Consider the following 25,194-nt stretch of genomic DNA (forward strand, 5'->3'; position numbering starts at 1 on the left):
ACGCCATTAACGAAAAAGGTAGGTGGGGACGCCATTGTCCCCGCCTACCTGCGTTCGTTTCCGAGTTTCCTACAGCACCACGGTGCCGGACTCGGTTTCAAAGGTTACCGACATGATGCCCGGAGTGCCATTCGGCGCTTCATATTGCATGGTGACGGCGCCCAAATTGACGTTCTGCGGCTGGCCCAGCCAATCCAGCACCCGATCGCGTGAGCCGGCGATGGAGATCTGGCTGATCTCGCCGACAGGCTCCAGCGCCTTGGACGGATGCAACGGCTCGGAGCCTTCATCCCAGGAAATCAGGTACGGGACCTGCGGATCAGCGATCAGGCCCTTGATGCCGATTTGCTGCCAGGTAAGTTCGCGGCCATCCGGGAACTTGCGGTTCCCCGGCACGGACTTGCGGCCCAAGCGGTCTTCGGCACTGGATAGATCCTCCACCGAGACGCACCATCCCATCCATCCGCCGCCGAGCTCCGAGCGGGCGCGCACGGCCTGGCCGAAGGGAGCCTTGTCGCTGGCCGGGTGGTTCAGGACTTCAACCACTTCCAGGTACTGGCCATGCTTGAGCGGGAAGATGACATTGCGTGTTCCGAATCGTGGATGCACGCCGCCCTTGACGAATTCCAGTCCCAGGGACTCGGAGATTCTTTCAGCGGTTGGCAGCAGCCCGTCCGGGCCGCATGCATAACTTACGTGATCTAGCCTCATCATGTGCCCATCATGGCAACATGTGATGCGAGTCTCTACTTAGGCTCCCCTAAGTGCGATGATGTTATCGAATACCCTGCGGAAAATCTGCGGAATTCGCGAAATATGACCGATTGAGTCCAATCCTGGTCCACTGCGTTGCAAAGATCTTCGGTTTTCGGGCAAACTGATAGCAGGTCATGAGTTCCAGTAACAAGCCCCGGCTTACTGGGCGGCAACCCTCCAACCGCGGTGGGGTGCCCCGGGTGAAGACCTGGCCCTTGAATGCACAAGGCATCAAGGACAAGCGCGGGTTACCCCCTGGAAGTCGTTTCGATACGGTGCTTCCTGTCGGTGTCTTTTCAGCGGCGTACCCCCATAGTCATGAAACGCTATTTGGAGGAAACCATGAGCAACAACTGGTCATTTGAAACCCGTCAGATCCATTCCGGCCAGACCCCGGATCCGACGACCGGAGCGCGAGCTCTCCCGATTTTCCAAACCACTTCCTTTGTCTTCCCGAGCGCCGAGAGTGCCGCTGCCCGTTTCGCGTTGCAGGAACTGGAACCGATCTACACCCGTATCGGCAACCCGACCACCGACGCCGTGGAAACCCGCATCGCTGATCTGGAAGGCGGCGTTGGCGCGCTGCTGCTGTCCTCGGGACAGGCCGCCACCACCTTCGCCATCCTGAACCTGGCCGAAGCCGGCGACCATCTGGTAGCCAGCCCGAGCCTGTACGGCGGAACCCAGAACCTGCTCAAGCACACGCTCAAGCGCTTGGGCATCGAAGTCAGCTTCGTCTCCGACCCGGACAACCTGGACGAATGGCGTGCCGCGGTGCGCCCGAACACCAAGGCCTTCTTCGGCGAAAGCATCTCCAATCCTCGGCAGGACGTGCTGGATATCGAGGGCATCTCGGAGATCGCCCACGAAGCCGGCGTGCCGCTGCTGGTGGACAACACCCTGGCCACGCCATACCTGATCCGCCCCATCGAGTGGGGCGCCGATATCGTGATCCATTCGGCCACCAAGTTCCTTGGCGGCCACGGCAATGCCATCGCCGGGGTCATCGTGGACTCGGGCAACTTCGACTTCGCCAAGGACGCCGAACGCTTCCCGGGATTCAACACCCCGGACGAGTCCTACAACGGCCTGGTCTTCGCCCGCGACCTGGGCATCAACGGCATCCTCGGCGCGAATCTGGCCTACATCCTCAAGGCACGCGTGCAGCTGCTGCGCGATCTGGGTTCATCAGTGGCGCCGTTCAATGCGTTCTTGATCGCCCAGGGCCTGGAAACCCTGTCGCTGCGCATTGAGCGCCACGGCCAGAACGCAGTGGAAGTTGCCAACTGGCTCGAAGCCCGCGAGGAAGTGCAGAAGGTCGCCTACGCCGGCCTGCAGTCCTCTCCGTGGCATGAGCGCGCGCAGAAGTACAGCGATCACGGCGCTGGCTCGATCATCGCCTTCGAGCTGGAGGGCGGCGCGGAAGCCGGACAGGCTTTCGTGGACGCACTGGTCTTGCACTCCAACGTCGCGAACATCGGCGACGTGCGCTCGCTGGTCATCCATCCGGCCTCCACCACCCACGCCCAGCTCTCCGAAGCGGAGCAGATTGCCGCCGGTGTGAGCCCGGGACTGGTGCGGCTGAGCGTCGGGCTGGAAAACATCAAGGACATCCTGGCCGATCTTGAGCTGGGCTTCGAAGCTGTTGCGGACCTTGAAAACAAGGAATTGCAGGAAACCCTCTAGGCATGCCATCCATTGTGACTACTGAAGATACTCTGCGCGCCGAAGAGCTCGCTGGCGGACAAGACGGCATTTTGCGCCGTAGTTCCGTGGGGGAGTACCACTTTGAATTCGGTGGATACCTTCCCGACGTGGTGCTGGCCTACGAGACGTGGGGGAAGCTAGCAGCTGATGGCTCCAACGCGGTGCTGGTGATGCATGCACTCACCGGTGACGCCCACGTCGCGCAAGGCGATTCGCACAGCGCCGGCTGGTGGGAAGGCTTCGTTGGCCCCGGCGCCACGGTTGACACCAATGAGTACTTTGTCGTGTCCATCAACATGGTGGGTGGTTGCAATGGATCCACCGGCCCCTCGTCCTTGGACGAGCAGGACCTGCCTTACGGCTCCAGATTCCCTTTCGTCACCATCAAGGACTCGGTGCGCCTCGAGGCGCGGCTGGCCAAGCAGCTGGGAATCGAATCCTGGCATGCGGTCATCGGCGGTTCGATGGGCGGTGCCCGCGCGCTGGAATACGCTGTCGAGTTCCCCGAGCAGGTCAAGAACCTGGTCGTGATGGCCTCTAGCGCCCAGGCGACTGCCGAGCAAATTGCCTTTGCGCAGGTGCAAACCCAATCCATCCGCTTGGATCCGCACTTCTGCAATGGCGATTACTACGGCAACGATGCCCGTCCTGACGCCGGTCTCGGCCTGGCTCGCCGCCTGGCCCACATCACCTACCGTTCCGAGGCCGAGCTGGAAACCCGTTTCTCGCGCAATCCGCAGGATGGCGAGAAGCCGACGGGCCAGCTGGACGGGCCGCGCGGGCGATACCAGGTGGAAAGCTACCTCGACCATCAGGCCAGCAAGCTGGTGAATCGTTTCGACGCGAACAGCTATCTGGTGCTGACCGAGGCGCTGATGAGCCACGATGTTGCTCGTGGCCATGAATCCCTGGAGGCAGCCCTGGCGCGCCTGGAGAAGGTCAACGTGGTGGTTGCCGCGGTTACCACCGACCGCTTGTACTTCCCCGAGCAGTCGGTGAAGCTTGCCTCGTCGCTGGCCAAGCCGAAGCCGGTGCACTACATCGATTCGCCGATTGGCCATGACGGATTCTTGACCGATGCGACGCAGCTGGATGGGGTGCTTCGGACCTTGGTCTTCGGAGACTAGAATCTGGGCGAAGTTTGGCAAGCCTTTAAAGCCTGAAGCGGTTCCGCCAGTAATCGGCGGAACCGCTTCAGGCTTTCTTGCTACTTGGCGCTGTCTCCGGCACCGAGCGAGTCGTTGGGCTTGGCATCGGCGAACGGCGTAGCCGAAGGCCGTTTCGGGGTGATGCCGTCGCCGGAGGACTGGTGGCGCAGGCGGCGCAGCACCCAGGGCGCCAGATGCTCGCGGGCCCACTGCAGATCCTCCTTGCGCGCTTCGCGCCAGCTGCGCTCATCCACGACCGGAACGATGTCGGTATCCAGCTGATGCGGGACGTTCAGCGAGTCGAGTGCCATGGCGGCAATGCGCTGGTGGCCGATGGGGGAGAAGTGCAGGCGGTCAGGCGCCCACATCTGGGACTGGTGCAATTCCTGCAATGCCCACATGTCGGCAACGATGGCGTCATGCCGGGCAGCGACGGTGCGCACGTTCTCGTTGTAGATCGCCACCTTGCCGCGGATGCTTCCAAGGACCGGGGTATCGCGGATATCGGGCCCGGTGAAGAGCAGGAGCGTGGCACCGGTGGCGGTGAGCTTGGCTACCGCGTCGTCGAGGATGTCCGCAATCTTGTCTGGATCGCCGCCCGGGCGCAGCACATCGTTGCCGCCCGCGCACAGCGAGATCAGATCCGGCTTCAGGTCGATGCAGGGATCGAGCTGTTCGGCAACGATCTGGCCGATGAGCCGGCCGCGGATGGCCAGGTTGGCATAGGAGAAGTCCGGGACGGTGCGGCTGAGCTCCTGAGCCAAGCGGTCGGCCCAGCCTAGGTGCCGTCCTGCGCTCGATGGATCGGGGTCGCCGATGCCTTCGGTGAACGAGTCCCCGATGGCTACATAGCGGCGCCATGGGTGGAGCGGGGAGTCGGCGGTGTTTGACGGTTCAGAAGCAATATTGTTGGGCACGAATCCATTGTTACCAAAGGGTAACTTCTAGTCAATCATTCCAGAGGATGATTCGGTGGGCGGCACTCTACCCGCCCAGGGCATCCCTGCGTGCTTGCAGGTACTCGTCGCGGGTAATGACTCCACGCGAGTGCAGTGAGTCGAGTTCGGACAGCTTGTCTTCAATCGATTTCTTCGGCGCCAGCAAAGCTGAATTCGCCGCTCTGGCCATCAGGTCGGTTTCCATGGTCAACGGATCGAAGCCGGCGCTCTTGGCTTTGCGGAAGTTGCGCACAATGACGAAGATGATGAGTCCGGCAAAGGCGATGAAAAGCACGGAGAACAGGGGAAGGCTGAATGAAAACATCGTGTCGACGGTATCGAAGAACGACGACGAGGTGCCGGGATCCAAATCGACGTAGTCGAGTTCAGCAAGATCCTCGGGTGCCAGTCCTGAAATTTCCTCGCTGTATTCGATTTCGCCCATGGTGCCATTGTCCTTTGCCGGTTGGAGCTTCTACCGGTGGGATCCCCAAGTCAGGTGGCCGTGAAGCAGTGAATCCAGTTGAACACGAAAAGCGCTTGAATGCCTAAGATAATTTTGGAGTTTTATTATCTTGTTACATGCCATGCGGATTTATGGAAGTGGAGAAACTGGTTTTCCATGCCGTTGGCACCGCTCCATCGGCCCGCCCGTCGGCCAAACACCGGACTTTCACCTGCATCCTGGCGCTGCGGATCGCGATACCCGGGGAAACGATGGCAGGGCTTTGCGGAACCGCCGAATCGGCGCGGCGCTGTTCGATAGTCTTGGGGAACTATGACATACCAAGACCAGGCTCCGGTAGCCATCATCTCCCGCAACGACGAATCCCGCCTAGGAACTCCGCTGCTGGTGTTCCTGCACGGCTACGGCTCCAACGAGCAAGACCTCATGGGGCTCTCGCAGCACCTGCCCGAAGAATTCACCTACCTCTCCGTGCGCGCACCGCTGCCGGCAGGCCCGGGATACAGCTGGTTCCCGCTGACCCAGGAAATCGACTACTCCATCGAGTCGGTGGCACACAGCGTCGAAGCGCTGTGGGCACTGCTGGAACCGCTGTCCCAGCAGCACTCGTCGATCACCCTGCTCGGTTTCTCCCAGGGCATGGCCATGGCCACCTCGCTGGCCCGCTACCAGCGCGATGCCATTGAAGCAGTCGTGGGTCTCTCCGGGTTTGCCGTGGATCCCAAGACCTTGGACATCTTCGATGATGCGAAGCTGGCGGACAAGCCGCTGCCGATGTTCTGGGGCCGCGACCTGGCTGACCCGGTGATCACCCGGGACAAGATCGAATACACCTTGGGCTGGGTCCCGGGGCATACCGTGTTGACCAGCGAAACCTACCCGCAGATCGGCCACTCGGTGTGCATGGAAGAAATCCAGGACGTTGCCGGCTTCCTCACCAAGGTCGTCCTGAAGAAGGGCTAGCTACGGCTGGGCGGTGACGCGCACGCATTCGCCGTTCACGCACACCACGTCGCCGGGGCGGATCTGCGCCCCGCGGCGGGTGTCCACCTCGCCGTTGACGGTGACAATTCCCTCGGAAATCATTTCCTTGGCGTGGATGCCGTCCTCTGCCAGCGAGGCGAGCTTGAGCAGCTGGCCCAAGCGGATGGATTCGTCACGGATTTCTAGGTCAAAAGCTTCATTGGCACTCATGGCTTCCATTCTTCCCTATATAACCGGCCTGCACCGTGGATATGGCCCAAAGGCGTGGAAGTTCACGCCAGCGTTACCTGATTCGGCTTCGTGCGCAGGGCGTTGAAACGATACCCTTGAAATGTATGTATTTTTCTACGGACCGCAACCAGCGGCCTCGTAAGTCCCATTGGAGTTGATATGGCGCCACAGTCCAAGCTAGACCAGGTTATTTCCCTCGCAAAGCGTCGAGGATTCGTTTTCCAGGCCGGTGAGATCTACGGTGGTTCCCGTTCCGCGTGGGATTACGGACCCCTGGGCACCGAACTGAAGGAAAACATCAAGCGCGAGTGGTGGCAGAACTTCGTTCGCGGCCGCGAGGACATGGTGGGCCTGGACTCCTCGATCATCCTGCCCAAGGCCGTCTGGGAAGCATCGGGCCACGTAGCCACCTTCACCGACCCGCTGGTCGAATGCATCCAGTGCCACAAGCGCCACCGCCAGGACCACCTGATCGAGGCCTTCGAAGCCAAGAAGGGCCGTGCGCCCAAGGACGGCATGAGCGAGATCGCCTGCCCCGACTGCGGCACCAAGGGCCAGTTCACCGAGCCGCAGATGTTCTCCGGGTTGATGAAGACCTTCCTGGGCCCAGTTGATTCCGAAGCCGGCCTGGCCTACATGCGTCCGGAAACCGCGCAGGGCATCTTCGTGAACTTCGCCAACGTGCTCACCGCCAGCCGCAAGAAGCCGCCATTCGGCATCGGCCAGATCGGCAAGGCCTTCCGCAACGAAATCACCCCGGGCAACTTCATCTTCCGCACTCGCGAGTTCGAGCAGATGGAAATCGAGTTCTTCACTGCACCGGAAGACGCACCGAAGTTCTTCGACCAGTGGGTCAAGGATTGCTGGGCATGGTTCATCGACCTGGGCATCAAGGAAGAGAACCTGCGCCAGTTCGACGTGCCCGAAGACGAACGCGCCCACTACTCGGCAGGCACCATCGACTTCGAATACCGCTTCGGTTTCGCCGGCTCGGAGTGGGGCGAGCTGATGGGCGTCGCCAACCGCACCGACTACGACCTGTCCAGCCACGCCAAGGCTTCGGGCTCCGAGCTGTCCTACTTCAACCAGGCCACCGGGGAACGCTACACCCCGTACGTGATCGAGCCGTCCTTCGGCCTGACTCGTTCGATGATGGCGTTCCTGGTCGATGCCTACACCGAGGACGAGGCACCGAACACCAAGGGCGGGGTGGACAAGCGCACCGTGCTCAAGCTCGATCCGCGCCTGGCCCCGGTCAAGGCCGCCGTGCTGCCGCTGAGCCGCAACGAGAACCTCTCGCCGAAGGCAAAGGACCTGGCCAACGAGCTGCGCAAGCGCTGGAACATCGACTTCGACGATGCCGGCGCCATCGGCCGCCGCTACCGCCGCCAGGACGAGATCGGCACCCCGTTCTGCATCACCGTGGACTTTGACACCCTCGAAGACCAGGCAGTGACGATCCGCGAACGCGACACCATGTCCCAGGAACGCGTGTCCCTGGACCAGGTCACCGCCTACCTGTCCGAGCGCCTGAACGGAGCCTAGAGCCCGATGAACGAACTGGAATTCCGTCCCTGGCGTTCCGGCGACGACCTGGAGCTGCTGCAGATCTTCGGGGACCCGCGTTCGCCGCAGGCCCACCAGGACCGCACCATGCTGCGCGAGAACAGCGATGCGCCGTTCTCCCGCACGCTGGTGGCCACGGTTGACGGTGTGGCCATCGGCGCTGGCGTGGTATTCGCCTCCTCGCTGCATCCGCAGCGCCTCTGGCTCTATGTCGAGGTGGCTGCCGAGCAGCGCCGTTCCGGCGTGGGCACCGCGCTGGTGCATCAGCTGCGCCAGCAGATCCCGGCAGGACAGGCGCAGGAGCTCAAGGCCCGCTACACCGTGACGGCCGGAGATCCGGCCACCGCGGCGGCCGGCTTCTGCCAGTCGCTGGGCCTGGGCGAAATCCAGGTCTCGCGCGATGTCGTGCTGGAACCGGGAGCGCTGGCCGAGCCGGTGTTCGACACCAACGACCGGGTGATCGAGGACTTGTCCACCGGCAGCGTCGAGCTGACCAAGCTGGTGATGGACTTCTACAATGCGGTGCACACCGATTGGGATCCGGCCAAGATGACCGTAGGCTCGGCGCAGCGCATGCTGCTCGATGAGCACACCGGCGCGCAGGGCGCACTGGTGCTGCGCGACAAGCCCAAGCGCGAGGGCGGCGTGCCGCTGGCCTTCGCGGTGAGCTACGTGCCGGCCCGCGAGAACGCCCCGACCGACGTGCTGGTGGGCCATAATCCGGCCTTCAGCGATGACGAGGTGGCCGAAGCGGTGCGCGACATGGTCGCCATGCTGATCCACCAGTACCCGGTGAAGCTGGAAGTCGACTCGTCGATGTTTGTCCTCTCCTCGCTGATCGACGCGTTGGCAGCGGTTGAGCAGGCCACCGTCATTTCCACGACGCATATCCTCGCCAGCGACGCGGCGAAGTAATGCCAGACAGAACGGGACCCGCCAGGCGGGTCCCGTTCTTGCGTTGCCGAGCCATCCTCCAGATCCCTGAAAGAACCCCGTTGACCACCAGCACCATGCCCGCCACGCCGGTCCGCACCGGCGGAAAGCTCCTGTTCATCCTGCTTGCCATCGCTTCGGGCCTGCTGCTGTGCGTGCAGTCGCGCATCAACGGGGCGCTGGGCGCGAAGCTGGGAGATGCCATGGCGGCATCAACCATCAGCTTCGGCGTCGGCTTGGCGGCATTGATCCTGCTGGCGATCGCCGTCCCCCGGGTGCGCAACACGGTGCGGCAGGTGCCGCGCGCACTGGCCCGGGGCAGTTTCCCGCGGTGGTACCTGGTGGCCGGCGCGGTGGGCGCACTGGTGGTCTTCAGCCAGGCCGCCGCGGTGCCGCTCATCGGCGTGGCGCTGTTCACCGTCTGCCTGGTGACCGGGCAGGCAATCGGTTCCATGCTCATGGACCGGGTGGGCTTTGGCAGGGCCGAACCGCGCAAGATCAATGCCCTGCGCATCCTCGGCGTGGTGCTGACCATTGCCGGAGTGATCTGGGCGGTCAGCCCGCGCGGCGCGGATGCGCAGCTCGCATCGCTGCTGGTGCCGATGGCGCTCTCGGCAGCCGTCGGCATGCTCATGGGCTTCCAAGCCGCCGCCAACGGCGTGCAAGCGGCAGCCTATGGCGGCGCCACGGCGGCAACCCTGGTGAACTTCTCCGTCGGGTTCCTGGTACTGGCGGCGGTGATGCTGGTGCGGCTGCCGGCCGGCGCGAAGCTGCATCCGCTGCCCGGCCAGTGGTGGTACTACATCGGCGGGCTGCTCGGCTGCCTGTTCGTGGGCATCACCGCGCTGGTGGTCAAGCGGCTCGGAGTGCTGGTCACCAGCCTCGCGGCGGTGGGCGGACAGCTGGCCGGCTCGCTGCTCATGGATGTGCTTTTCCCAGCCCAGGGTTCCTCCGTCACCGCGGCCACCGTCATGGGTACCGTGCTGACGCTGCTCGCCGTTGGCCTGGCCTCGATCTCCGGGGCGCGCAGCGCACAGGAATCCAGCGGACGCAGGCCGCTGGAAGTGCGCGAATAGCGTGCCGGGCGGTGGGTGTTCACCGTCCGTTTCCATTCTCCGCCTATGCTGGAATCCATGGAATCACAGCAGCTGGACAAGGGATCGGCGGGCGAAGTCTTCAAGGTCTTCCTCAAGCTCGGCCTTACTTCTTTCGGCGGTCCCATCGCCCACTTGGGATACTTCCGCACCGAACTGGTGGACCGGCGCCGCTGGCTCGATGACCAGCAATACGCCCAGCTGGTTGCACTGGGCCAGTTCCTGCCCGGCCCGGCCTCCAGCCAGGTAGGTTTCGGCCTCGGCCTGCACCGCGCCGGCCTGCGCGGAGCCTTGGCGGCATTCCTCGCCTTCACCCTTCCCTCAGCGGTTCTGCTCGCAGTCTTCGCATTCGGCGCGTCGCTGTTTACCGGCCCTGCCGGAACCGGGCTGCTGACCGGCCTGAAAATCGTTGCGGTCGCCATCATCGCCCAGGCGGTGTCCGGCATGGCCAGGAACCTGGCACCGGACCGGACCCGTGCAGCCATCGCCGTGGCGGCCGCGGCCTCTGCACTGCTCTTGGCGGGATCCTTCGGGCAGCTGCTGGCCATTGCATTCGGCGCCGCGGCAGGGTACTTCTGGTGCCGTGATGCGGATTCGGGTCCAGCGTCGGCCCTGCGGTTCCCGGTCTCGCGGACCTTGGGGATCAGTTGCCTGGCGCTGTTCGCCCTCATGCTTGTCGGGTTGCCGCTGGCTGCCTGGGCTACCGGCTGGGATCTGCTGGCGTTCATCGATGCGTTCTACCGCTCCGGCGCATTGGTCTTCGGCGGCGGCCATGTGGTGCTGCCGCTGCTCCAAAGCGCAGTCGTGGATCCCGGGCTGATCAGCTCGCAGGATTTCCTCACCGGCTACGGCGCCGCCCAGGCAGTCCCCGGACCGCTGTTCACCTTTGCCGCCTACCTCGGCGTCCTCGTTGAATCAGGCCCCGGCGGTGTGCTCGGCTCGGCCATTGCCTTGCTGGCCATCTTCCTTCCGGGATTCCTGCTGTTGCTGGGCGTGCTGCCATTCTGGAACCGGGTGAGCCACTGGCCGGCGGCACGTGCCATCCTGCGCGGCGCCAACGCGGCAGTGGTCGGCGTGCTGGCCGCCGCCCTCTACGATCCGGTCTTCACCTCGGCGATTACTTCCGCTCCCGCGTTCGTGCTGGCGTTGCTCTGCTTCGTCCTGCTGACCGCCTGGAAGATGGCACCATGGATCGTGGTTGCCATCTCGGGGCTCGGGGGAGTGCTGCTGGGCCTTTTGGCCTAGGCCAGATCGGTGAACTGCACGGTGCCATCGTCGTTGGCGATGGCCAGCAACGGCCCGGACTCGCAGTCCAGATATTCTTCGATTCTCGCCAGCACCGACACCTCGGCCCGGTCGTCCAAGGCCGGACCGGCCGAAGCAACCCACGTCACCGACAGTTCGGGCCGCGCTACGAGCTGCGCGGCCATCGGCTCTGAAGCAGCTGGGCCAACGATGATCACGGCACGGCGCGTCACCGAGCTGTGGTCCACCGCGGATACGCCGGAAGCCTCGGCCTTGGACTGCTTGTCCGCACGCCACAGCACGAAGTGGTAGCCAGCCACGGCAGCGGTTGCGACCAGCCAGCCCAGCGGGGCCCGCACGGTGTCCAGGAGGGAATCAAGGCGAGCCTCGGATCCCAGGTAGTATTCGAAAATCCGGTATCCGAGGACCAGCATGGAAATCAGGGCGACCACGGAACTGGCTCCGAAGAACAAGACCAGGTAGACGCCGCGGGAATCCGCCGGCGAAGGCTTGAACGGCTTGAAATACGCTAGCCACACCGCCGCCCCGAGGATGAGCAGTCCCAGGCCATGGCCCAGCAATCCCGCCGAGTATTCCACCGTGACGCTGGCGGCGATTGCCGCGAAGAGCGCATTGACCACCATGCCCAAGCCGGTGGCCAGCACCGCCAGGCCGAGTCCGCCAAGCACCAGGCGTGCCGCGTTCACTATGGAAGTCGAGCGCAACCCGGAACGCAATTGCAATTGGTGGTAGATCCAGATCACCGCGGCCGCCACCACGATGGCCAGCAGCTCTGGACCGCCGGCGAGGAACAGCTCGGCGCGTTCCTGTGAGGTCCACGCTTGCGGCCACACCCAGGAAAGCAGTGTGGCGCCCGAGAGCAGGAGCGCCAGTGCCGGTGCGGCCAGTCCCAGAGCGATCAACAGGATGTCGTTGAAGGGATCGGACATTTTCTGCACGCGGCGCAATTTCCAATGCCAGAACCACAGTGCCGTGGCGCCAGCCAGCCAGATCACCGCAACCAGCAGATGCCGCATGCCGGTAGGACCTGCCAATGTGTTGTCCGGACGGACCAGGATTTCCAGTGCGGCCTTGAGCGTGGCCACTAGCGAGAGCGCGACGAGCACCATGCTGAAGTAGTTCCCCACCGCCGCGGCCAGATGCGCGAATTGCCGTGGCGCGGTCCGCGCAGCCACGATCTGGCGGTGCTGCCAGGCGCACACCGCGCCCCAACCCACAGCCGTGCCCAGGGTTGGCTGCCACGCCCCCTGAATGGAAGGGGCGACCAGTCCGGAGAGCACCGCCAACGCGGCGCAGCTGCTGGCAGCCAGTGTCGCAAGATACGCGGCCGAGGCTTGCAAGGACCAGATCGCCGAATCGAAGGCCGTCGGGTGGGCCAGCCGTTTGCGGATGGAGCGCCACAGCAACCAGGCCAACGGGATACCGACCAAGCTGAACGCCCAGGCCATTGCCAGATGCTCGGTGCTGACCTGCTGCGCATCGAACCCATCGAACACCGCGGTGAGCAAGGCGGCCAGGCCGGTGGCCACGACCATCAGCAAGATGAACAGCAGTCCGTGGAGGATCACCGGACGCAGCACGCTGCCGCTTCGCGACAGCGGCGCTGGAGCAGTAGTGGTAGCCATCAGTAGCCCATCTCCTCGGCGGTGCACAGTCCGACCTGCCATGGCATGCGGTCGATCAGCCAGGTCCCGTTGACCTTGCGCAGCTCGAAGGCATCCTCGTAGGAGGACAGATCCGGCCAGGGCAGGAATCTGGCATCCCCGGAATCGAACCTCGTGTGGACGGTAGCGCTCGCAGTGCCCACGGTGCTGCTGAGCAGCTGCACGTCCAGCGGCTGCGTGGCATAGGGCTCCGGATTGCACAGCGTCCTGGATTCGCCCTCCATGACATAGCCTTGCATGGCAGGCAAATCCTCGGCTTCGAAGGCCATCAGATACCGCTGCACGACCCCTTCGGGGGTGTTCTCCGCGTGGGCCTGTGGTGCCGGACGCAGCGAAACCACGAGCAGCGCGGCTATTACCAAAGCCACAATGACGGCGGCCAAGGCGAGCAGAACCACTCGCGCCGCCGAAAATTTACTTGTCATTGCACCATTTTGGTTGACAACGAGGCAATAAGCCAGCGTCTGCGGAACACAGTTTGATCAAGATCTCAGTTCCCGATTTGCGTTAATGCGAGACAATGGACGGGTGACGACCCTGACTGATGCGCCAACCAACACTCCGACCCTCAAGCTGCCACCGCTGCAGCTGGGCAAGCTGACCATTGATACTCCGGTGGTCCTTGCTCCGATGGCTGGCGTGACCAACCGCGCCTTCCGCCGCCTCTGCCGTGAATACGGCGGCGGGCTGTACGTGACCGAAATGGTCACCGCCCGCGCGCTGGTGGAACGCAACCCCGAATCCCTGCGCATCATTTCGCACGACCCCGACGAAGAGATCCGCTCCATCCAGATCTACGGCGTGGATCCGGCAACCGTGCGTGCCGCCGTGCGCATGGTGGTTGACGAGAACCTGGCGGACCACGTCGATTTGAACTTCGGCTGCCCGGTCCCCAAGGTCACCCGCAAGGGCGGAGGCTCGGCGCTGCCCTGGAAAACCGACCTCTACACCTCGATCATCGAGGCTGCGACGTCGGAGGCCGCCAAGGGCGATATCCCGCTGACCGTGAAGATGCGCATCGGCATCGACAAGGACCACGTGACCTATCTGGAGTCCGCCAAGATCGCCCGCGACCACGGCGCCGCCGCGGTGACCCTGCATGCGCGCACCGCTGGCCAGTACTATGCCGGCCACTCCGACTGGTCGGCCATCGCCACCCTGCGCGAGGCCATGGACGACATGCCGGTGCTGGGCAACGGCGACATCTTCAGCGCCGAGGACGCCATCGAGATGGTGGAGCAGACCGGTGCCGCCGGCATCATGGTGGGCCGCGGCTGCCAGGGCCGCCCATGGATCTTCGGCGACCTGCAGGCTGCCTTCGAGGGCCGCGAGGACCGTTTCCGTCCCGGGGTGCGCAAGGTGGCTGACACCGTGTACCGCCACGGCGAGTTGCTCACCGAGTTCTTCGAGGATGAGGGCAAGGGCATGCGCGATATCCGCAAGCACATCGCCTGGTATTTCAAGGGCTACCCGGTCGGCGGCGAGATCCGCTCGCAGCTGGCCCAGGTGCCATCCCTGGCCCGCCTGCGCGAACTGCTGGACCAGCTGGATCTGGACCTGCCGTACCCGGGCGAGGGCGCTGAGGGCACCCGTGGCCGCGCCGGCCACCCGAAGAAGACCCACGTGCCCGACGGCTGGCTGGATAACCGCGTGATGAGCGACGCCCACCGCGAAATGATCAAGGCCGCCGAACTGGATATTTCCGGCGGCTAGGTCCCATTCGCTGGCCACGGCTACGCCACTAGTGGATAACTCCGAAATGCAGGCAATCACTCACTAGACTGGGAACCATGACTCAGATCCCCGGATATACCGAAGCCGACCAGCAACGGTGGGTGCCTGAACCAGCAAAGAAGTCGTACCGCACCGCGTTTGAGCGGGACCGTGCCCGCGTGCTGCATTCCTCTGCATTGCGCCGTTTGAGTGCCAAGACCCAGGTTGTGGCACCGAACCAGAACGACTTCGTACGCAATCGGCTGACGCACTCATTGGAAGTGGCCCAAGTGGGCCGCGAGCTCGGTGCAGCCCTGGGTTGCGATCCGGATGTCGTTGATACCGCCTGCTTGGCACACGATCTGGGCCATCCGCCCTTCGGCCACAATGGGGAAAAAGCCCTGGACAAGGTCGCCAAGGACATCGGCGGGTTTGAGGGCAACGCGCAGACGCTGCGCTTGCTGACCCGCCTGGAAACGAAGACCTTCAGGCACAATGGGCATTCGGCCGGGCTGAATCTCTCGCGCGCTTCGCTGGACGCGGCATGCAAGTACCCGTGGTTGAAGGCTGATGCCCCCGAAGTCAACGGCAAGAAGACCAAGAAGTTCGGCGTCTATGAAGATGACGCGACGATTTTCGCGTGGCTGCGCAATGTTCCGGAGGCCACCGCGGGAGCAGTCTGCATGGAAGGCCAGGTCATGGACCTGGCTGACGACATTTCCTACTCCGTGCATGATGTGGAAGACGCAATTGTCGGCGGCAAGCTGCAGCTGCGTTGGCTCAAGCAGGACCTGCAGCGCGAGCGTGCGCTGCAGGTGACCAAGGACTGGTACCTGCCGATGACCGACGAGGCCGATATCGATGCTGCGCTGCGCCGCCTGGAAGCCAGCGAGGAGTGGGTTGCCCACTTTGACGGCTCGCGGCGTTCCATGGCCGCGCTGAAGGACATGACCAGCCAGTTCATTGGCCGTTTCGCCGCCGCCGCCATGGATGCCACCCGTGCTCGCTACGGGGACGGCAAGCTCACCCGCTACAACGCGAGCCTGATCGTGCCCGAGGAAACCGAGCATGAGATTGCCGTGATGAAGGGCATCGCCGCCAGCTACGTGATGACCTCCGAGGTGCGCCAGCCGCTCTACGAGGACCAGCGCACGCTGCTGGCCGAACTGGTTCAGCTGCTCTTCGAGACCGGCCGGGACAACCTGGAGCCGATCTTCGCAGCCGACTGGGAGGACGCCGCTGATGAGGCCGCGCAGTTGCGCGTGGTGATTGACCAGGTCGCCTCGCTCACCGACCTGTCGGCCACCGAGTGGCACTCGTATCTGGTCAAGGGCGAAGCCCCTGACGCAAAGTTGTTCTAGAAGGGAATCATGGCAGGGCTGATCAAGCGTGAAGATATCGACGAGGTGCGCAACCGCACCGACCTCCGTGAGGTTGTCGAATCCTATGTCACGCTCAAATCCGCGGGCATCGGCTCGTACAAGGGCCTGTGCCCTTTCCACGACGAACGCAGCCCGTCCTTCCATATCCGCCCGCAGCTGGGCACCTTCCATTGCTTCGGCTGCGGCGAGTCCGGCGATGTCATCGCCTTCATCCAGAAAATGGACCACTCCTCGTTCACCGAAACCGTGGAACTGCTCGCAGCCCGGATCAACTACGAGCTGCACTACGAAGACGGGGGACCGGGGCCGCGCCGCGAGGACTACGGCAAGCGCCAGCGCCTGGTCGACGCGCACAAGGTCGCCGAGGAATTCTTCCGCGCGCAGCTGGCTAGTGATGAAGGGGCCGCGGGCCGCGAGTTCCTCGCCGGCCGCGGCTTCGACGCGGAAGTCGCAGCCCAATTCTCCGTAGGCTATGCGCCCAAGGGCTGGGATTCGCTGCTCAAGCACCTGCGTTCCAAGGGCTTCGTCGATGACGAGCTGAAGCTCACCGGCATGTTTTCCGAAGGCAACCGCGGCATCTACGACCGGTTCCGCGGACGGGTCATGTGGCCGATCCGCGACCTGTCGGGGGCAACCATCGGCTTCGGTGCGCGCAAGCTCTACGAGGACGACCAGGGGCCAAAGTACCTGAACACCCCGGAGACCCAGCTCTACAAGAAGTCCCAGGTGCTTTACGGCATCGACCTGGCCAAGAAGCAGATCTCCAAGAGCCGGCAGATTGTCGTGGTGGAAGGCTACACCGACGTGATGGCCTGCCATCTGGCTGGCATCACCACTGCGGTGGCCACCTGCGGTACCGCGTTTGGCACCGACCACATCAAGATTGCCCGCCGCCTGCTGCAGGATGACGGCACCGGAGGCGAAGTGGTCTTCACCTTTGACGGCGACGCCGCGGGGCAGAAGGCCGCGCTGCGCGCGTTCGAAGAAGACCAGCGGTTCATCGCCCAGACCTATGTGTGCGTTGAGCCAACCGGTGCCGACCCCTGCGATCTGCGCTTGCACCGCGGCGATGAAGCGGTACGCGAGCTCATTGAGCTCAAGCGTCCGCTGTTCGAATTCGCCATCCGTGCGGAACTGAAGAAATTCAATCTGAACACCGTTGAAGGACGAGTCCAGGCCTTGCGCCAGACCGCCCCCATCGTTGCACAGATCCGCGACTCCGCCATTCGTCCGGCGTATGCCCGCGAGCTGGCCGGTTGGCTGGGAATGAACAACGAGGACGTCAACCGCTCGGTCGGCGCCTCCATCAAGCGCGCCCGGTTGCCGAAAAACGCTGAACTGCAGGCACCGCGCCCGCAGCCAGGCGAAGCCGAACCGGCCATCCCGGCCGCGCCGGCCTTCGAACGCCCGGATCACCGTGACCCGGTGATGCGCCTTGAACGGCAGGCACTGGAAGTTGTCATCCAGCAGCCGCAACGGCTGAAGGACGAGCAATGGCAGGCGTTCTACGAGGCCCGGTTCCTGGCCCCGGCCCACTCGGCTGTCCACGACGGGATCGTTGCCGCTTCCAGTGCAGGTGCCTCGGCGACCTCCTGGGTTGAAGTGATCCGCAACGAAGTCCCGGAGCAATTGCGCAGCTTCGTCTCGGAACTTGCCGTGACCAGCATTCCGGCATCGGATGAGCACAGCCTGAACCGCTACTGCGCCGACATCATCAATGGATTGATTGAGCTTCAAATCACACACCGCAAGGCCGAGCTCATCGGCCGGCTGCAGCGTGCGGAAATGGAACCTGAGGGTGAAGAATATGCGCAGATCAACCGCGAATTAATGGAACTGGAAATGCGCCGGAGGATCTTGCGCGGGACCTAGGATCCCGATTTTGCAATCACGCGATTCTTGGGTAAAGTTATATCTCGTTGCAATCCTCCATAGCTCAATTGGCAGAGCATTCGACTGTTAATCGAAGGGTTACTGGTTCAAGTCCAGTTGGAGGAGCTTACAGAAAAGTTCCGACTCGCATCTGCGAGCCGGAACTTTTTATTTTCGGCTGAAAAGCCGGAATCCACGAGGCGTTTATCGGGGACATTGGCCGGGCACGCCGGTGCAATTTTTTCCTGCAGCAGTCAGTGCGCCAGGTTCCACAAGCGCCGGGATTCCAGGTACCAGAAGTACGAGAACAACCCGATCTCGAACCATTCGACAATGAACAGCGCTTCTTCGATACCCAGTGCCAGCAGAATCGGCCAGGCAGTCAGCCCCAGCAGCATCAGCACCAAGAGGATTGCATAGTGGGTCTTCTTGCCGCCGCTGGTATCCATTGAGCACAGCGGCCTATGATCCAGATGGCTTGCAATGGCGATGCCCATGGAGAATATCAGCAAGAACGCGGCGCTGGCATGCACTCCGGCGAACTGCTCGCCTTCGATAGTCCGCCACAACAGCAGAAGGACAAAGGCGATCAGGAGCAGGGTGCTGAGCAATCCCAGGATTTTGGTCAAGTTGCTCTGGAACAGCGCGCGGTGCGGAGCGTTGCTGGTCCGGAATCCCAGCCAGATGAAAACCACGCTGACGACGAGTACCGCAATGACCGATACCTGCACGGAGAAGATCAGCCGCCGCTGCTCGCCGACTGGCAGGTCTGCCAGCGTTTCTCCCAGCCTGGTGGGGACCACTGCAACGAACATGGCGTAGAAGCCGGCTAAATTCAGGGCAAAATCTTCCAGCTCTTCTCGGTATAGACCACCAGCAGCACCCCGGTAGTCACCAGCATTGCGACGAAGAGGTCTCGTGCCGGTCCCAGGTAGTAGGAACTCAGCGAGTCTTCGATGCGCTGGTTGGCAATGCCATAGATGACAATGGCGACGACGAGGAGCAGGGGCACCACGAGCAGCATCAGGCGCACATAGCGCAGCGTGCTCCGGCCCGGAGAACGTTCAATGGAAGTGGCCATGATTGCATTCTGTAATTAATCGCCCGGGTTGTGCGAACGGCCCGCCAAGGGGACGAAAATTCTCGGCAGAATCGCAGGCAAAGAATTGCGGGAAGCTAAATTGTCGGTGCGCAATGACAAGCTCTTGAAGAGTCAATAAAGACTCCGAATCGGCTGGAGCAGTCATCCGCTTGAGCCGATCGCCAACTCGGCGCCAGCGTGGCACCGTCTTCACTCGAAGGAAGCTTTCATGTCTGTACAAAATCCGCTCGACCCGAACGTGGCGCCGCCGGCGCCCCAGGCCAAGACCACGGCTGGCAAGGGCCTCGGTATCGCGGCCCTGGTCGTGGGCATCGTTGCCTTGGCATTGTGCTGGGTGCCGATCGTCAACAACATCGCCGCGGTGCTCGGCTTCATTGCGCTGGTGCTCGGTATCATATCGCTCGTCGTCGCCTCCAAGCGCCGTGGCAGCAAGGGCTTGGGCATCGCATCGAGCATCATCTCCATCGTCGCCATCATCCTGGTGTTTGCCACCCAGGCAGCCTACGTGAAGGCGATCGACGAGGTTGCCAACGACATTGCCGACGCCTCGGACGGCGAGGTGGCAGCCCCGGCGGAGGTCATCGAGCAGGCCGAAGATGAATCACAGGTACTTGCCTTGGGTGAGGCGGCTACCGTTGGCGAGTATTCGGTGAACGTCAGCGCAGTGAACCTGGACGCCGGAGCAGAGATCGCCAAGGCCAACGAATTCAATGAGAAGGCCGAAGGGCAGTACGTCCTTGTGGACCTTTCGGTTGTCTACAACGGAGACGAAGAAGGTGATGCCTGGTTGGATCTGAATCCGGAACTCGTGGGATCGGATGCCAGCATCTACAGCACCGGCAGCGCGACCGCGGTCCCCGCGAAGCCGGGCATGGACCTGCCTACCTTGGCCAACGGCGGCAAGGGAAGCTACCAGGTAGTCTTCGACGTGCCGGCCGAGGCCGTGGAAGATGCGAAAATCCGCGTGAGCGAGACGATCTCGTTCTCCGATGAATCGGTGCTCTGGGCTACGAAGTAGCTCGCATTCGCAGAGGCTCCGCCATCCAATCAAGGATGGCGGAGCCTCTTTTCTTGTACCGCTTTTTCGCGCCGGCACCTCAAGAGCCTTCCATCCGCGGACCTCGTTGATTCCCCGCCTTCTTCAGTGGCCGAAGGCCAACCAGCAATTGTTACAGCACCAAGAACATGGAAATCCGCGGGATTGAACAAATCTTCATGAAATTCTCCGCGACTCAGAGCCCGGGGAAAGCGCGCGATCACGGGGTTTTCGAACGCTCTCATTTAATTCTCATGGGCGAGCCATGATCTTCTAACAAGTCCCTAATGAGCCCCTCACAAGGGTTTTTTAATGTTCAAAACATGATTCGTCGCATACTTCTCATCCTCGTCGTGCTGGCCGTGCCAGCGGGACTGGCAGGTGCCAGCCAGGCTCTTGCCGACAAGGCCAATCCGCCCATCCCGCATCATGAGCCGATCGTTGTCCAGCTCTCATTAGCCCCGGCGCCAAATGCTGCAGAAGCGCAGGAGCAGGACGGAGGAAACCATGACTGACTCCCGGGAGAACCAAGGATCAACGGTTTCGGCGCGGCTGCGCATTGTCGGCTGGATCGTGCTGACTACTGCACTGGCGCTGCTGGCGGTAACAGTCTCGATGCGTTCGATCATGTCCGGCCAGGTTGCCGAGGCAGCCAACGTGGGCATCGCGCAGGAAATCGAGGAGTTCAGGACGTTCGCGGCCGAGGGGCTGGATCCGAAGACTGCCCGGCCATTTTCCTCCATGGACGAATTGATGGAACGCTATCTGGCCCGCCAGCAGCCAATGGCCGGCGAAGCGATCATCGGTCAGGCCGACGGCCGGGTGCTCGCCGCTGGAACCGCCGCAAACCAGGCCGGGAGCTGGCTGGCTGAAGACCCGGCGCTCCTGGGACGGATTCTCAATGACGCGAAGACTTCTGGAATCCAGGAGAGCAACCATGGGACGGTCCGCTGGGCGAAAGCCGAGGCGAAGGACGCCTCAGGGGCCAATGGCGAAGGCCACCAGGCACACCTGGTTGTCGCGCACTTCATCGGCGGTGCCCAGGAAGAAGTCAACCGGCAGGCAACGATGCTCTTTGGCGTAGCAGCCGGGGGACTGGCCCTGACGGCGGGAATCGCCTGGCTGGCAGCCGGCCAGATCTTGCGCCCCATCCGCACCATGAGCGAAACCGCCGCATCGATTTCCGCCAAAGACCTCTCGGCCCGCGTTTTGGTGGAAGGACGAGACGACCTGGCGCAACTGGCCAGCACGCTGAACGCGATGCTCGACCGGGTTGAAGCCTCGCATCTGGCCCAACGCCACTTCATCTCCGAAGCCCGCGAGCACCTGGGCAGCCCGCAACGCCAGCTGGCCTCCGCCCTGCAGAAGCTGAATGAGGAAGATCTTCCGCGCAAGCAACGCAACGCCATCATCAGCACCGCGCACGACCATATTTCGCAAATGGGGCAGACCCTTGCCGACCTGGACTTGCTGGCGCAAAGCTCCACCCCGAACTTCATCCAGCGGCAGATGATCTCCGTTGGCGAAGTCACGGCGGATGTCGCCGCGGCGGCTTCCCGTCCGGGAGCCTACCCGGACCGCCGATTCAGGATCGCCGAGTCCGCCAAGGCCCAGGCGTGGCTGGATCCGCTGCGCGTAGCCCAAGCCATGCACCAGCTGATCCAGAATGCGGTCGCGCATACCGAAGATGGCCAAAGCATCCGGATCGGTTCTGCCGCAGTCGATGGCATGGCCAGCTTCTGGGTTGCCAATGATGGACCGGCCTTGGACCCGGAAGAAGCCCGTGCCCTGCTGGAGAACTACCGCAGCGCACCGGGTACCGGCGAGCAGGGGTCCGGCATGGGTCTCGGACTGGCCGTGGTGAAAGCGGTTGCCGAAGCCCACGGCGGCACGGCCTGGGTGGAATCGGGACAGGGCAACGGGACCAGCTTCGGATTCTCCCTGCCGCTGGCCGACGCCGGCAATGGCAGCAGCTGCGAGGAAGACTTCGCCCAGTCCATGGCCAGCAGCCTTGGAGGCGAGTCATGAGCATCAAGCCAACCGCGCCCCGCGTGGGATTCCGCTACACCGCCCAGCGGCCCATGGGCCAGAGTGCCGAACCGGGCAAGGCCGGCGCGGCACCAAGCCGATGGAGCAGGCAGAGCGCCGCGCGGATCATCGCCGCGCTGCTCCTGCTGGCCTTCCTTGCCTGGTGCGCCTACGGAGCCTTCGGCCCGGCGGCCGGTACAGCGCAGGCACTGCCTGCGCAAGGAGCCCTGACCCTGGCAGTCTTCGCTGTGGCCATCTGGCTCTGGATCTTCTCGCCGGTCGGCGATACCTACATCGCCCTGGGCGCAGCCGTGGTACTGGTGCTCATGGGGGTGCTGCCCGAAGCCGAACTGTTCTCCTCGCTGGGCGAAGACACCATCTGGCTGCTGCTGGCCGCCTTCGTGATCGCGGCGGGGATCACCGCTACCGGATTGGCGACCCGTGCCGCAGCCTGGATCGCCGCAGGCGCGAACACCCCGCGGCAGCTGATCCACCTGAGCACCGGGGTGCTGGTCGCCACCGCATTTGCGGTGCCCTCCACCTCCGGGCGTGCGGCCCTGGCCATTCCGGTGTTCATCGCCCTGGCCAAGGCCCTGGCGGATCGCCGCCGCGTTGTCTTGGCCCTGGCCCTGGTCTTCCCCTCGGTCATCCTGCTTTCGGCGGTGGCATCCTACCTGGGTGCGGGAGCGCACTTGATCACTAGCCAGATCCTCACGGCCTCAGGGCATGAAGGTTTCTCCTTCGCTGGCTGGCTGGTCTACGGCTTGCCGTTGGCTTTCGTTTCCTCTCATCTGTGCGCCGAACTGGTGCTGTGGATGTTCACCCGCGCTGAAGATCGTGCCCAGCCGCTGGCCGTGGGCATCGAACGGCTGCAGGAGCATTCGCCGGTGCCGCTGACCGGCCCGCTCACCGTAGGGCAATCCAGGGCAGCGCTGCTGGTCGCGGCGGTGGTGGTGCTCTGGTGCACCGAGCCGCTGCATCAGCTCCATCCCGCCATCGTGGCCCTGCTCGGCTCGTTGCTGGTCGCCAGTCCGGGATACGGCTCGGTCGGCTTGGCCAAGGCCTTGAAGGCGGTGCCGTGGTCGATGCTGATCTTCATGGCAGCGACCTTGACCTTGGGCACCGCGCTCGCCGGAACCGGAGCCGCTGACTGGCTGGCCCGCCGGGTGCTTGGCCCGGTAGAGCAGCTCGGAGCTGCCGCCGCTTGGGTCTTCACCATTCTGGTGGTGGTGATCTCCGCCGCGGCGCATCTGGTCATCCAGTCCCGCTCGGCCCGCTCAGCGGTGCTGATCCCGCTGGTGGTGTCCCTCGCCCCGGGCGTCGGGGTCAATGCGGTGGCTATTGCCCTGGCATCCACCGCCGCGGCCGGTTTCTGCCACACCCTGACCAGCAGCGCGAAACCGGTGAACCTGTTCTCCGAGATCGAAAGCATCGAAACCTACCGGCCAGCAGACCTGCTGCGCCTGAGCGCGGTGCTCGGACCGCTCATGGTCCTGCTGGTCTTGGCCTTCGCCTTCTGGATCTGGCCGGCCATGGGACTGCCGCTGTTCCTCTGACTCACTTCAAAGCTTCATTTCCAACGCATCCATCCTCACTGAATAGGACAAAGAATCATGGCACACGCACTTCCACAACGCATCCTGGTCGCACCGTCGGGCTTCAAGGAATCCCTCGACGCCGCAGCCGTAGCGGCAGCCATCGGCGCCGGCGTCCGCCGGGCATTGCCCGGAGCAGCAGTCAAGGCCGTGCCCATCGCCGATGGCGGCGAAGGCACCGCTGAAACCCTGGCCTGCGCTACCGGCGGCCAGCTGGTGCCGGTAACGGTCACCGGTCCGGTCGGCCAGCAGGTCCAGTCGCACTACGCGATGCTCGGCGGCGAGGCGGAGGGAACTGCTGTCGTGGAAATGGCAGCCGCGGCAGGCCTGCGGCTGGTTCCCCGCGACCAGCGGGATCCGGGAACCACGACCAGTTACGGAGTGGGGGAGCTGATCGCGGCCGCGATCGATGCCGGGGCTTCGAAGATCCTGGTGGGCTGCGGCGACTCGGGCACCTCCGATGGCGGCATGGGCGCATTGCAGGCACTGGGAGCACGGATCCTCGATGCCAAGGGCCGTGAGGTCAAAGCCGGCGGCAATTACCTCGGCCGCGTGGACCGGCTCGATCTCTCCGGCCTGCACCCGGCATTGGCCGCCGGGACAGTGCAAATCACGATGGCGTTGAACCAGCACAATGTGCTGACCGGACCGCGCGGAGTGGCGCGCGTATTCGGACCGCAGAAGGGCGCCACCGAGGAACAGGTGGAAAGCATGTCGGCAGGCTTCGAACGCTGGGCCTCGATCCTGCGCCGCGATGCGCTGGAGTCCGCGCGCTCCACCGATTTCGCCTTGGCCCCGGGAACCGGTGCTTCGGGCGGACTGGGTGCCGGGCTGGCCGCAGTCGGGGCGGTGCTCTTGCCCCGCTTCGAGGCGATCCTGGACTCGGGTTTGGCCGGCATCGATCTGGACTCGATGCTGCGCGGAGCGGACCTGGTCATCACCGCAGAAGGCGCCATCGACTTCCAGACTCCCAAGGGCAAGGTGCCTGCCGAAGTCGCGCGGCGCGCCTCGCTGCATGGCGTGCCGGTAGTGGCCTTGGCAGGAACGCTGGGCCGCGGCTGCCGCGACGTGCACGATATCGGCATCGATGCCATTGCCTCGATCATGCCCATTCCCATGACACTGCAGGAAGCAGTGGATGACGGGGAACGGCTGCTCATCGAAGCGGCCGAGCGCTTCATGCGCACCATCATCCTGGGTGCCTCGATGGCCGCGGCACGGCTGAGCCCGCGCGTGGCCTGGTAAAAAGATTCCGCTACAAGACGTAGCCGGCGACCAGCTGCGACAGGGCACGGATATCCACCTTGCCCTTGAACTCCAAGCGGACCTTGCCCAATGAGCTGAACCAGAGATCCAGTTCAGCATCCAGATCGAAGGTTCCAGCCGTTTCAACCGAGAACGACTGGACCTTCGAATACGGCAACGAGGTGTAATCCCGCTTCTTGCCGGTCATGCCTTGCACATTGACGGCGATGAGCCGCTTATCGGTGAACACCACGTAGTCGCGGGCGCCCTTGAAGGCGGCCTGCAGCTCTTCGCCAGCAACCAGCATGGGCATGATTTCAGGGGCCACCTGCGACAGGTCCCAGGGACCCAATTTGAAGACGGAAGAATTATTGAAATCGATCATGCACCGAGCGTACCGAGCTCGGGGGACAGGTTGGGAAAAACAGGCGTGCCGCCTTGGCCAGTGAAATCTTGGCCAAGGCGGCA

Annotated in this window: 24 protein-coding genes, 1 tRNA gene and 1 riboswitch; of the genes, 16 read left to right on the forward strand and 9 right to left on the reverse strand. The window is 63.5% G+C overall.

Annotated elements, in window-relative coordinates:
* Positions 1-69: 69 nt before the first annotated feature.
* Positions 70-714, reverse strand: coding sequence for a VOC family protein (locus ANI01nite_RS13925; protein WP_038989778.1), 645 nt, complete (start codon positions 712-714; stop codon positions 70-72).
* Positions 715-886: 172 nt separating this feature from the next.
* Positions 887-1,006: riboswitch (SAM riboswitch) on the forward strand.
* Positions 1,007-1,098: 92 nt separating this feature from the next.
* Between ANI01nite_RS13925 and ANI01nite_RS13930 the strand changes: the two genes are divergently transcribed.
* A complete protein-coding gene (locus tag ANI01nite_RS13930) occupies positions 1,099-2,442 on the forward strand; it encodes a bifunctional o-acetylhomoserine/o-acetylserine sulfhydrylase (protein WP_141358696.1) in 1,344 nt (447 codons plus the stop codon).
* 2 nt (positions 2,443-2,444) lie between these two features.
* Positions 2,445-3,590: a homoserine O-acetyltransferase MetX gene (metX, locus tag ANI01nite_RS13935; protein ID WP_141358667.1), complete on the forward strand. Its 1,146-nt coding sequence runs from the start codon at positions 2,445-2,447 to the stop codon at positions 3,588-3,590.
* An 80-nt stretch (positions 3,591-3,670) separates the two neighbouring features.
* On the opposite strand, the gene ANI01nite_RS13940 is transcribed toward metX, so the two are convergent.
* Both ANI01nite_RS13940 and ANI01nite_RS13945 read right to left on the reverse strand, forming a co-directional pair.
* The gene (locus ANI01nite_RS13940; protein WP_038989775.1) at positions 3,671-4,528 is read right to left on the reverse strand and encodes an SGNH/GDSL hydrolase family protein; all 858 of its coding nucleotides are present in this window, start codon (positions 4,526-4,528) and stop codon (positions 3,671-3,673) included.
* Positions 4,529-4,595: 67 nt separating this feature from the next.
* On the reverse strand, positions 4,596-4,994 hold the full coding sequence (locus ANI01nite_RS13945) for an SHOCT domain-containing protein (protein WP_141358669.1): 399 nt from the start codon (positions 4,992-4,994) through the stop codon (positions 4,596-4,598).
* Between the two features lie 333 nt (positions 4,995-5,327).
* Here ANI01nite_RS13945 and ANI01nite_RS13950 point away from each other — a divergent pair, with 333 nt between their 5' ends.
* Positions 5,328-5,978, forward strand: a complete 651-nt coding sequence (locus ANI01nite_RS13950) for an alpha/beta hydrolase (protein WP_141358671.1) — start codon at positions 5,328-5,330, stop codon at positions 5,976-5,978.
* Here the strand turns inward: ANI01nite_RS13950 and ANI01nite_RS13955 are convergent, their stop codons facing one another.
* The gene (locus ANI01nite_RS13955) at positions 5,979-6,209 is read right to left on the reverse strand and encodes an RNA-binding S4 domain-containing protein (protein ID WP_073706704.1); all 231 of its coding nucleotides are present in this window, start codon (positions 6,207-6,209) and stop codon (positions 5,979-5,981) included.
* Between the two features lie 180 nt (positions 6,210-6,389).
* Here ANI01nite_RS13955 and ANI01nite_RS13960 point away from each other — a divergent pair, with 180 nt between their 5' ends.
* The 4 genes from ANI01nite_RS13960 to chrA all read left to right on the forward strand — a co-directional run bounded on the left by ANI01nite_RS13960 (position 6,390) and on the right by chrA (position 11,068).
* Complete coding sequence (locus tag ANI01nite_RS13960; RefSeq protein ID WP_066139473.1) at positions 6,390-7,775, forward strand: glycine--tRNA ligase; 1,386 nt, start codon at positions 6,390-6,392, stop codon at positions 7,773-7,775.
* Between the two features lie 6 nt (positions 7,776-7,781).
* Entirely contained in the window at positions 7,782-8,711 is a 930-nt protein-coding gene (locus ANI01nite_RS13965; protein WP_038989766.1) for a GNAT family N-acetyltransferase, read from the forward strand.
* Between the two features lie 80 nt (positions 8,712-8,791).
* A complete protein-coding gene (locus tag ANI01nite_RS13970; protein WP_174787692.1) occupies positions 8,792-9,805 on the forward strand; it encodes a DMT family transporter in 1,014 nt (337 codons plus the stop codon).
* Positions 9,806-9,862: 57 nt separating this feature from the next.
* Positions 9,863-11,068, forward strand: a complete 1,206-nt coding sequence (gene chrA, locus ANI01nite_RS13975) for a chromate efflux transporter (protein WP_141358673.1) — start codon at positions 9,863-9,865, stop codon at positions 11,066-11,068.
* Here chrA and ANI01nite_RS13980 read toward each other — a convergent pair.
* The gene (locus ANI01nite_RS13980) at positions 11,065-12,714 is read right to left on the reverse strand and encodes a DUF5671 domain-containing protein (protein ID WP_141358675.1); all 1,650 of its coding nucleotides are present in this window, start codon (positions 12,712-12,714) and stop codon (positions 11,065-11,067) included. The genes chrA and ANI01nite_RS13980 overlap by 4 nt on opposite strands.
* Positions 12,714-13,178, reverse strand: a complete 465-nt coding sequence (locus ANI01nite_RS13985; protein WP_141358677.1) for a hypothetical protein — start codon at positions 13,176-13,178, stop codon at positions 12,714-12,716. Before ANI01nite_RS13985 ends, ANI01nite_RS13980 begins: the two co-directional genes overlap by 1 nt.
* A gap of 85 nt (positions 13,179-13,263) precedes the next feature.
* Between ANI01nite_RS13985 and dusB the strand changes: the two genes are divergently transcribed.
* The 4 genes from dusB to ANI01nite_RS14005 all read left to right on the forward strand — a co-directional run bounded on the left by dusB (position 13,264) and on the right by ANI01nite_RS14005 (position 17,846).
* The gene (dusB, locus tag ANI01nite_RS13990; RefSeq protein WP_371858974.1) at positions 13,264-14,466 is read left to right on the forward strand and encodes a tRNA dihydrouridine synthase DusB; all 1,203 of its coding nucleotides are present in this window, start codon (positions 13,264-13,266) and stop codon (positions 14,464-14,466) included.
* Between the two features lie 77 nt (positions 14,467-14,543).
* Entirely contained in the window at positions 14,544-15,827 is a 1,284-nt protein-coding gene (locus ANI01nite_RS13995) for a deoxyguanosinetriphosphate triphosphohydrolase (protein WP_141358679.1), read from the forward strand.
* A gap of 9 nt (positions 15,828-15,836) precedes the next feature.
* Positions 15,837-17,720 (forward strand): DNA primase, encoded by a 1,884-nt coding sequence (gene dnaG / locus ANI01nite_RS14000; protein WP_141358681.1) that lies wholly within the window; start codon positions 15,837-15,839, stop codon positions 17,718-17,720.
* 53 nt (positions 17,721-17,773) lie between these two features.
* Positions 17,774-17,846: transfer RNA gene (locus tag ANI01nite_RS14005), tRNA-Asn, on the forward strand.
* A 128-nt stretch (positions 17,847-17,974) separates the two neighbouring features.
* On the opposite strand, the gene ANI01nite_RS14010 is transcribed toward ANI01nite_RS14005, so the two are convergent.
* Both ANI01nite_RS14010 and ANI01nite_RS17040 read right to left on the reverse strand, forming a co-directional pair.
* Positions 17,975-18,535, reverse strand: a complete 561-nt coding sequence (locus tag ANI01nite_RS14010) for a hypothetical protein (protein ID WP_255314547.1) — start codon at positions 18,533-18,535, stop codon at positions 17,975-17,977.
* Positions 18,536-18,555: 20 nt separating this feature from the next.
* Positions 18,556-18,801: a hypothetical protein gene (locus tag ANI01nite_RS17040; RefSeq protein ID WP_255314548.1), complete on the reverse strand. Its 246-nt coding sequence runs from the start codon at positions 18,799-18,801 to the stop codon at positions 18,556-18,558.
* Positions 18,802-19,030: 229 nt separating this feature from the next.
* Here ANI01nite_RS17040 and ANI01nite_RS14015 point away from each other — a divergent pair, with 229 nt between their 5' ends.
* From ANI01nite_RS14015 to ANI01nite_RS14035, 5 genes are all read left to right on the forward strand, one after another.
* Positions 19,031-19,840 (forward strand): DUF4352 domain-containing protein, encoded by an 810-nt coding sequence (locus ANI01nite_RS14015; RefSeq protein WP_141358683.1) that lies wholly within the window; start codon positions 19,031-19,033, stop codon positions 19,838-19,840.
* A 341-nt stretch (positions 19,841-20,181) separates the two neighbouring features.
* Positions 20,182-20,373, forward strand: a complete 192-nt coding sequence (locus tag ANI01nite_RS14020; RefSeq protein ID WP_170214659.1) for a hypothetical protein — start codon at positions 20,182-20,184, stop codon at positions 20,371-20,373.
* Positions 20,366-21,886 (forward strand): ATP-binding protein, encoded by a 1,521-nt coding sequence (locus ANI01nite_RS14025; protein ID WP_170214660.1) that lies wholly within the window; start codon positions 20,366-20,368, stop codon positions 21,884-21,886. Before ANI01nite_RS14020 ends, ANI01nite_RS14025 begins: the two co-directional genes overlap by 8 nt.
* Entirely contained in the window at positions 21,883-23,442 is a 1,560-nt protein-coding gene (locus ANI01nite_RS14030; RefSeq protein WP_141358689.1) for an SLC13 family permease, read from the forward strand. The genes ANI01nite_RS14025 and ANI01nite_RS14030 overlap by 4 nt, the downstream gene beginning before the upstream one ends.
* Positions 23,443-23,499: 57 nt before the next feature.
* Positions 23,500-24,726 carry a glycerate kinase family protein gene (locus tag ANI01nite_RS14035; protein ID WP_141358691.1) on the forward strand — a complete coding sequence of 409 codons (1,227 nt, stop codon included), beginning with the start codon at positions 23,500-23,502 and terminating at the stop codon, positions 24,724-24,726.
* Between the two features lie 10 nt (positions 24,727-24,736).
* Here ANI01nite_RS14035 and ANI01nite_RS14040 read toward each other — a convergent pair whose 3' ends face one another.
* Entirely contained in the window at positions 24,737-25,111 is a 375-nt protein-coding gene (locus ANI01nite_RS14040; protein WP_038989752.1) for a PH domain-containing protein, read from the reverse strand.
* Positions 25,112-25,194: the final 83 nt, after the last annotated feature.

Origin of the sequence: Glutamicibacter nicotianae (assembly GCF_006539525.1) — a bacterium.
GTDB classification, from domain to species: domain Bacteria; phylum Actinomycetota; class Actinomycetes; order Actinomycetales; family Micrococcaceae; genus Glutamicibacter; species Glutamicibacter nicotianae.

What these genes read in the sequence shown, in the direction of transcription:
- ANI01nite_RS13925 (WP_038989778.1), bottom strand. Translation starts at nt 714, where the DNA reads ATGATGAGGCTAGATCACGTAAGTTATGCATGCGGCCCGGACGGGCTG.
- ANI01nite_RS13930 (WP_141358696.1), top strand. Translation starts at nt 1,099, where the DNA reads ATGAGCAACAACTGGTCATTTGAAACCCGTCAGATCCATTCCGGCCAG.
- metX (WP_141358667.1), top strand. Translation starts at nt 2,445, where the DNA reads ATGCCATCCATTGTGACTACTGAAGATACTCTGCGCGCCGAAGAGCTC.
- ANI01nite_RS13945 (WP_141358669.1), bottom strand. Translation starts at nt 4,994, where the DNA reads ATGGGCGAAATCGAATACAGCGAGGAAATTTCAGGACTGGCACCCGAG.
- ANI01nite_RS13950 (WP_141358671.1), top strand. Translation starts at nt 5,328, where the DNA reads ATGACATACCAAGACCAGGCTCCGGTAGCCATCATCTCCCGCAACGAC.
- ANI01nite_RS13955 (WP_073706704.1), bottom strand. Translation starts at nt 6,209, where the DNA reads ATGAGTGCCAATGAAGCTTTTGACCTAGAAATCCGTGACGAATCCATC.
- ANI01nite_RS13960 (WP_066139473.1), top strand. Translation starts at nt 6,390, where the DNA reads ATGGCGCCACAGTCCAAGCTAGACCAGGTTATTTCCCTCGCAAAGCGT.
- ANI01nite_RS13965 (WP_038989766.1), top strand. Translation starts at nt 7,782, where the DNA reads ATGAACGAACTGGAATTCCGTCCCTGGCGTTCCGGCGACGACCTGGAG.
- chrA (WP_141358673.1), top strand. Translation starts at nt 9,863, where the DNA reads ATGGAATCACAGCAGCTGGACAAGGGATCGGCGGGCGAAGTCTTCAAG.
- ANI01nite_RS13980 (WP_141358675.1), bottom strand. Translation starts at nt 12,714, where the DNA reads ATGGCTACCACTACTGCTCCAGCGCCGCTGTCGCGAAGCGGCAGCGTG.
- ANI01nite_RS13985 (WP_141358677.1), bottom strand. Translation starts at nt 13,178, where the DNA reads ATGACAAGTAAATTTTCGGCGGCGCGAGTGGTTCTGCTCGCCTTGGCC.
- dusB (WP_371858974.1), top strand. Translation starts at nt 13,264, where the DNA reads ATGCGAGACAATGGACGGGTGACGACCCTGACTGATGCGCCAACCAAC.
- ANI01nite_RS13995 (WP_141358679.1), top strand. Translation starts at nt 14,544, where the DNA reads ATGACTCAGATCCCCGGATATACCGAAGCCGACCAGCAACGGTGGGTG.
- dnaG (WP_141358681.1), top strand. Translation starts at nt 15,837, where the DNA reads ATGGCAGGGCTGATCAAGCGTGAAGATATCGACGAGGTGCGCAACCGC.
- ANI01nite_RS14010 (WP_255314547.1), bottom strand. Translation starts at nt 18,535, where the DNA reads ATGTTCGTTGCAGTGGTCCCCACCAGGCTGGGAGAAACGCTGGCAGAC.
- ANI01nite_RS17040 (WP_255314548.1), bottom strand. Translation starts at nt 18,801, where the DNA reads ATGGCCACTTCCATTGAACGTTCTCCGGGCCGGAGCACGCTGCGCTAT.
- ANI01nite_RS14015 (WP_141358683.1), top strand. Translation starts at nt 19,031, where the DNA reads ATGTCTGTACAAAATCCGCTCGACCCGAACGTGGCGCCGCCGGCGCCC.
- ANI01nite_RS14020 (WP_170214659.1), top strand. Translation starts at nt 20,182, where the DNA reads ATGATTCGTCGCATACTTCTCATCCTCGTCGTGCTGGCCGTGCCAGCG.
- ANI01nite_RS14025 (WP_170214660.1), top strand. Translation starts at nt 20,366, where the DNA reads ATGACTGACTCCCGGGAGAACCAAGGATCAACGGTTTCGGCGCGGCTG.
- ANI01nite_RS14030 (WP_141358689.1), top strand. Translation starts at nt 21,883, where the DNA reads ATGAGCATCAAGCCAACCGCGCCCCGCGTGGGATTCCGCTACACCGCC.
- ANI01nite_RS14035 (WP_141358691.1), top strand. Translation starts at nt 23,500, where the DNA reads ATGGCACACGCACTTCCACAACGCATCCTGGTCGCACCGTCGGGCTTC.
- ANI01nite_RS14040 (WP_038989752.1), bottom strand. Translation starts at nt 25,111, where the DNA reads ATGATCGATTTCAATAATTCTTCCGTCTTCAAATTGGGTCCCTGGGAC.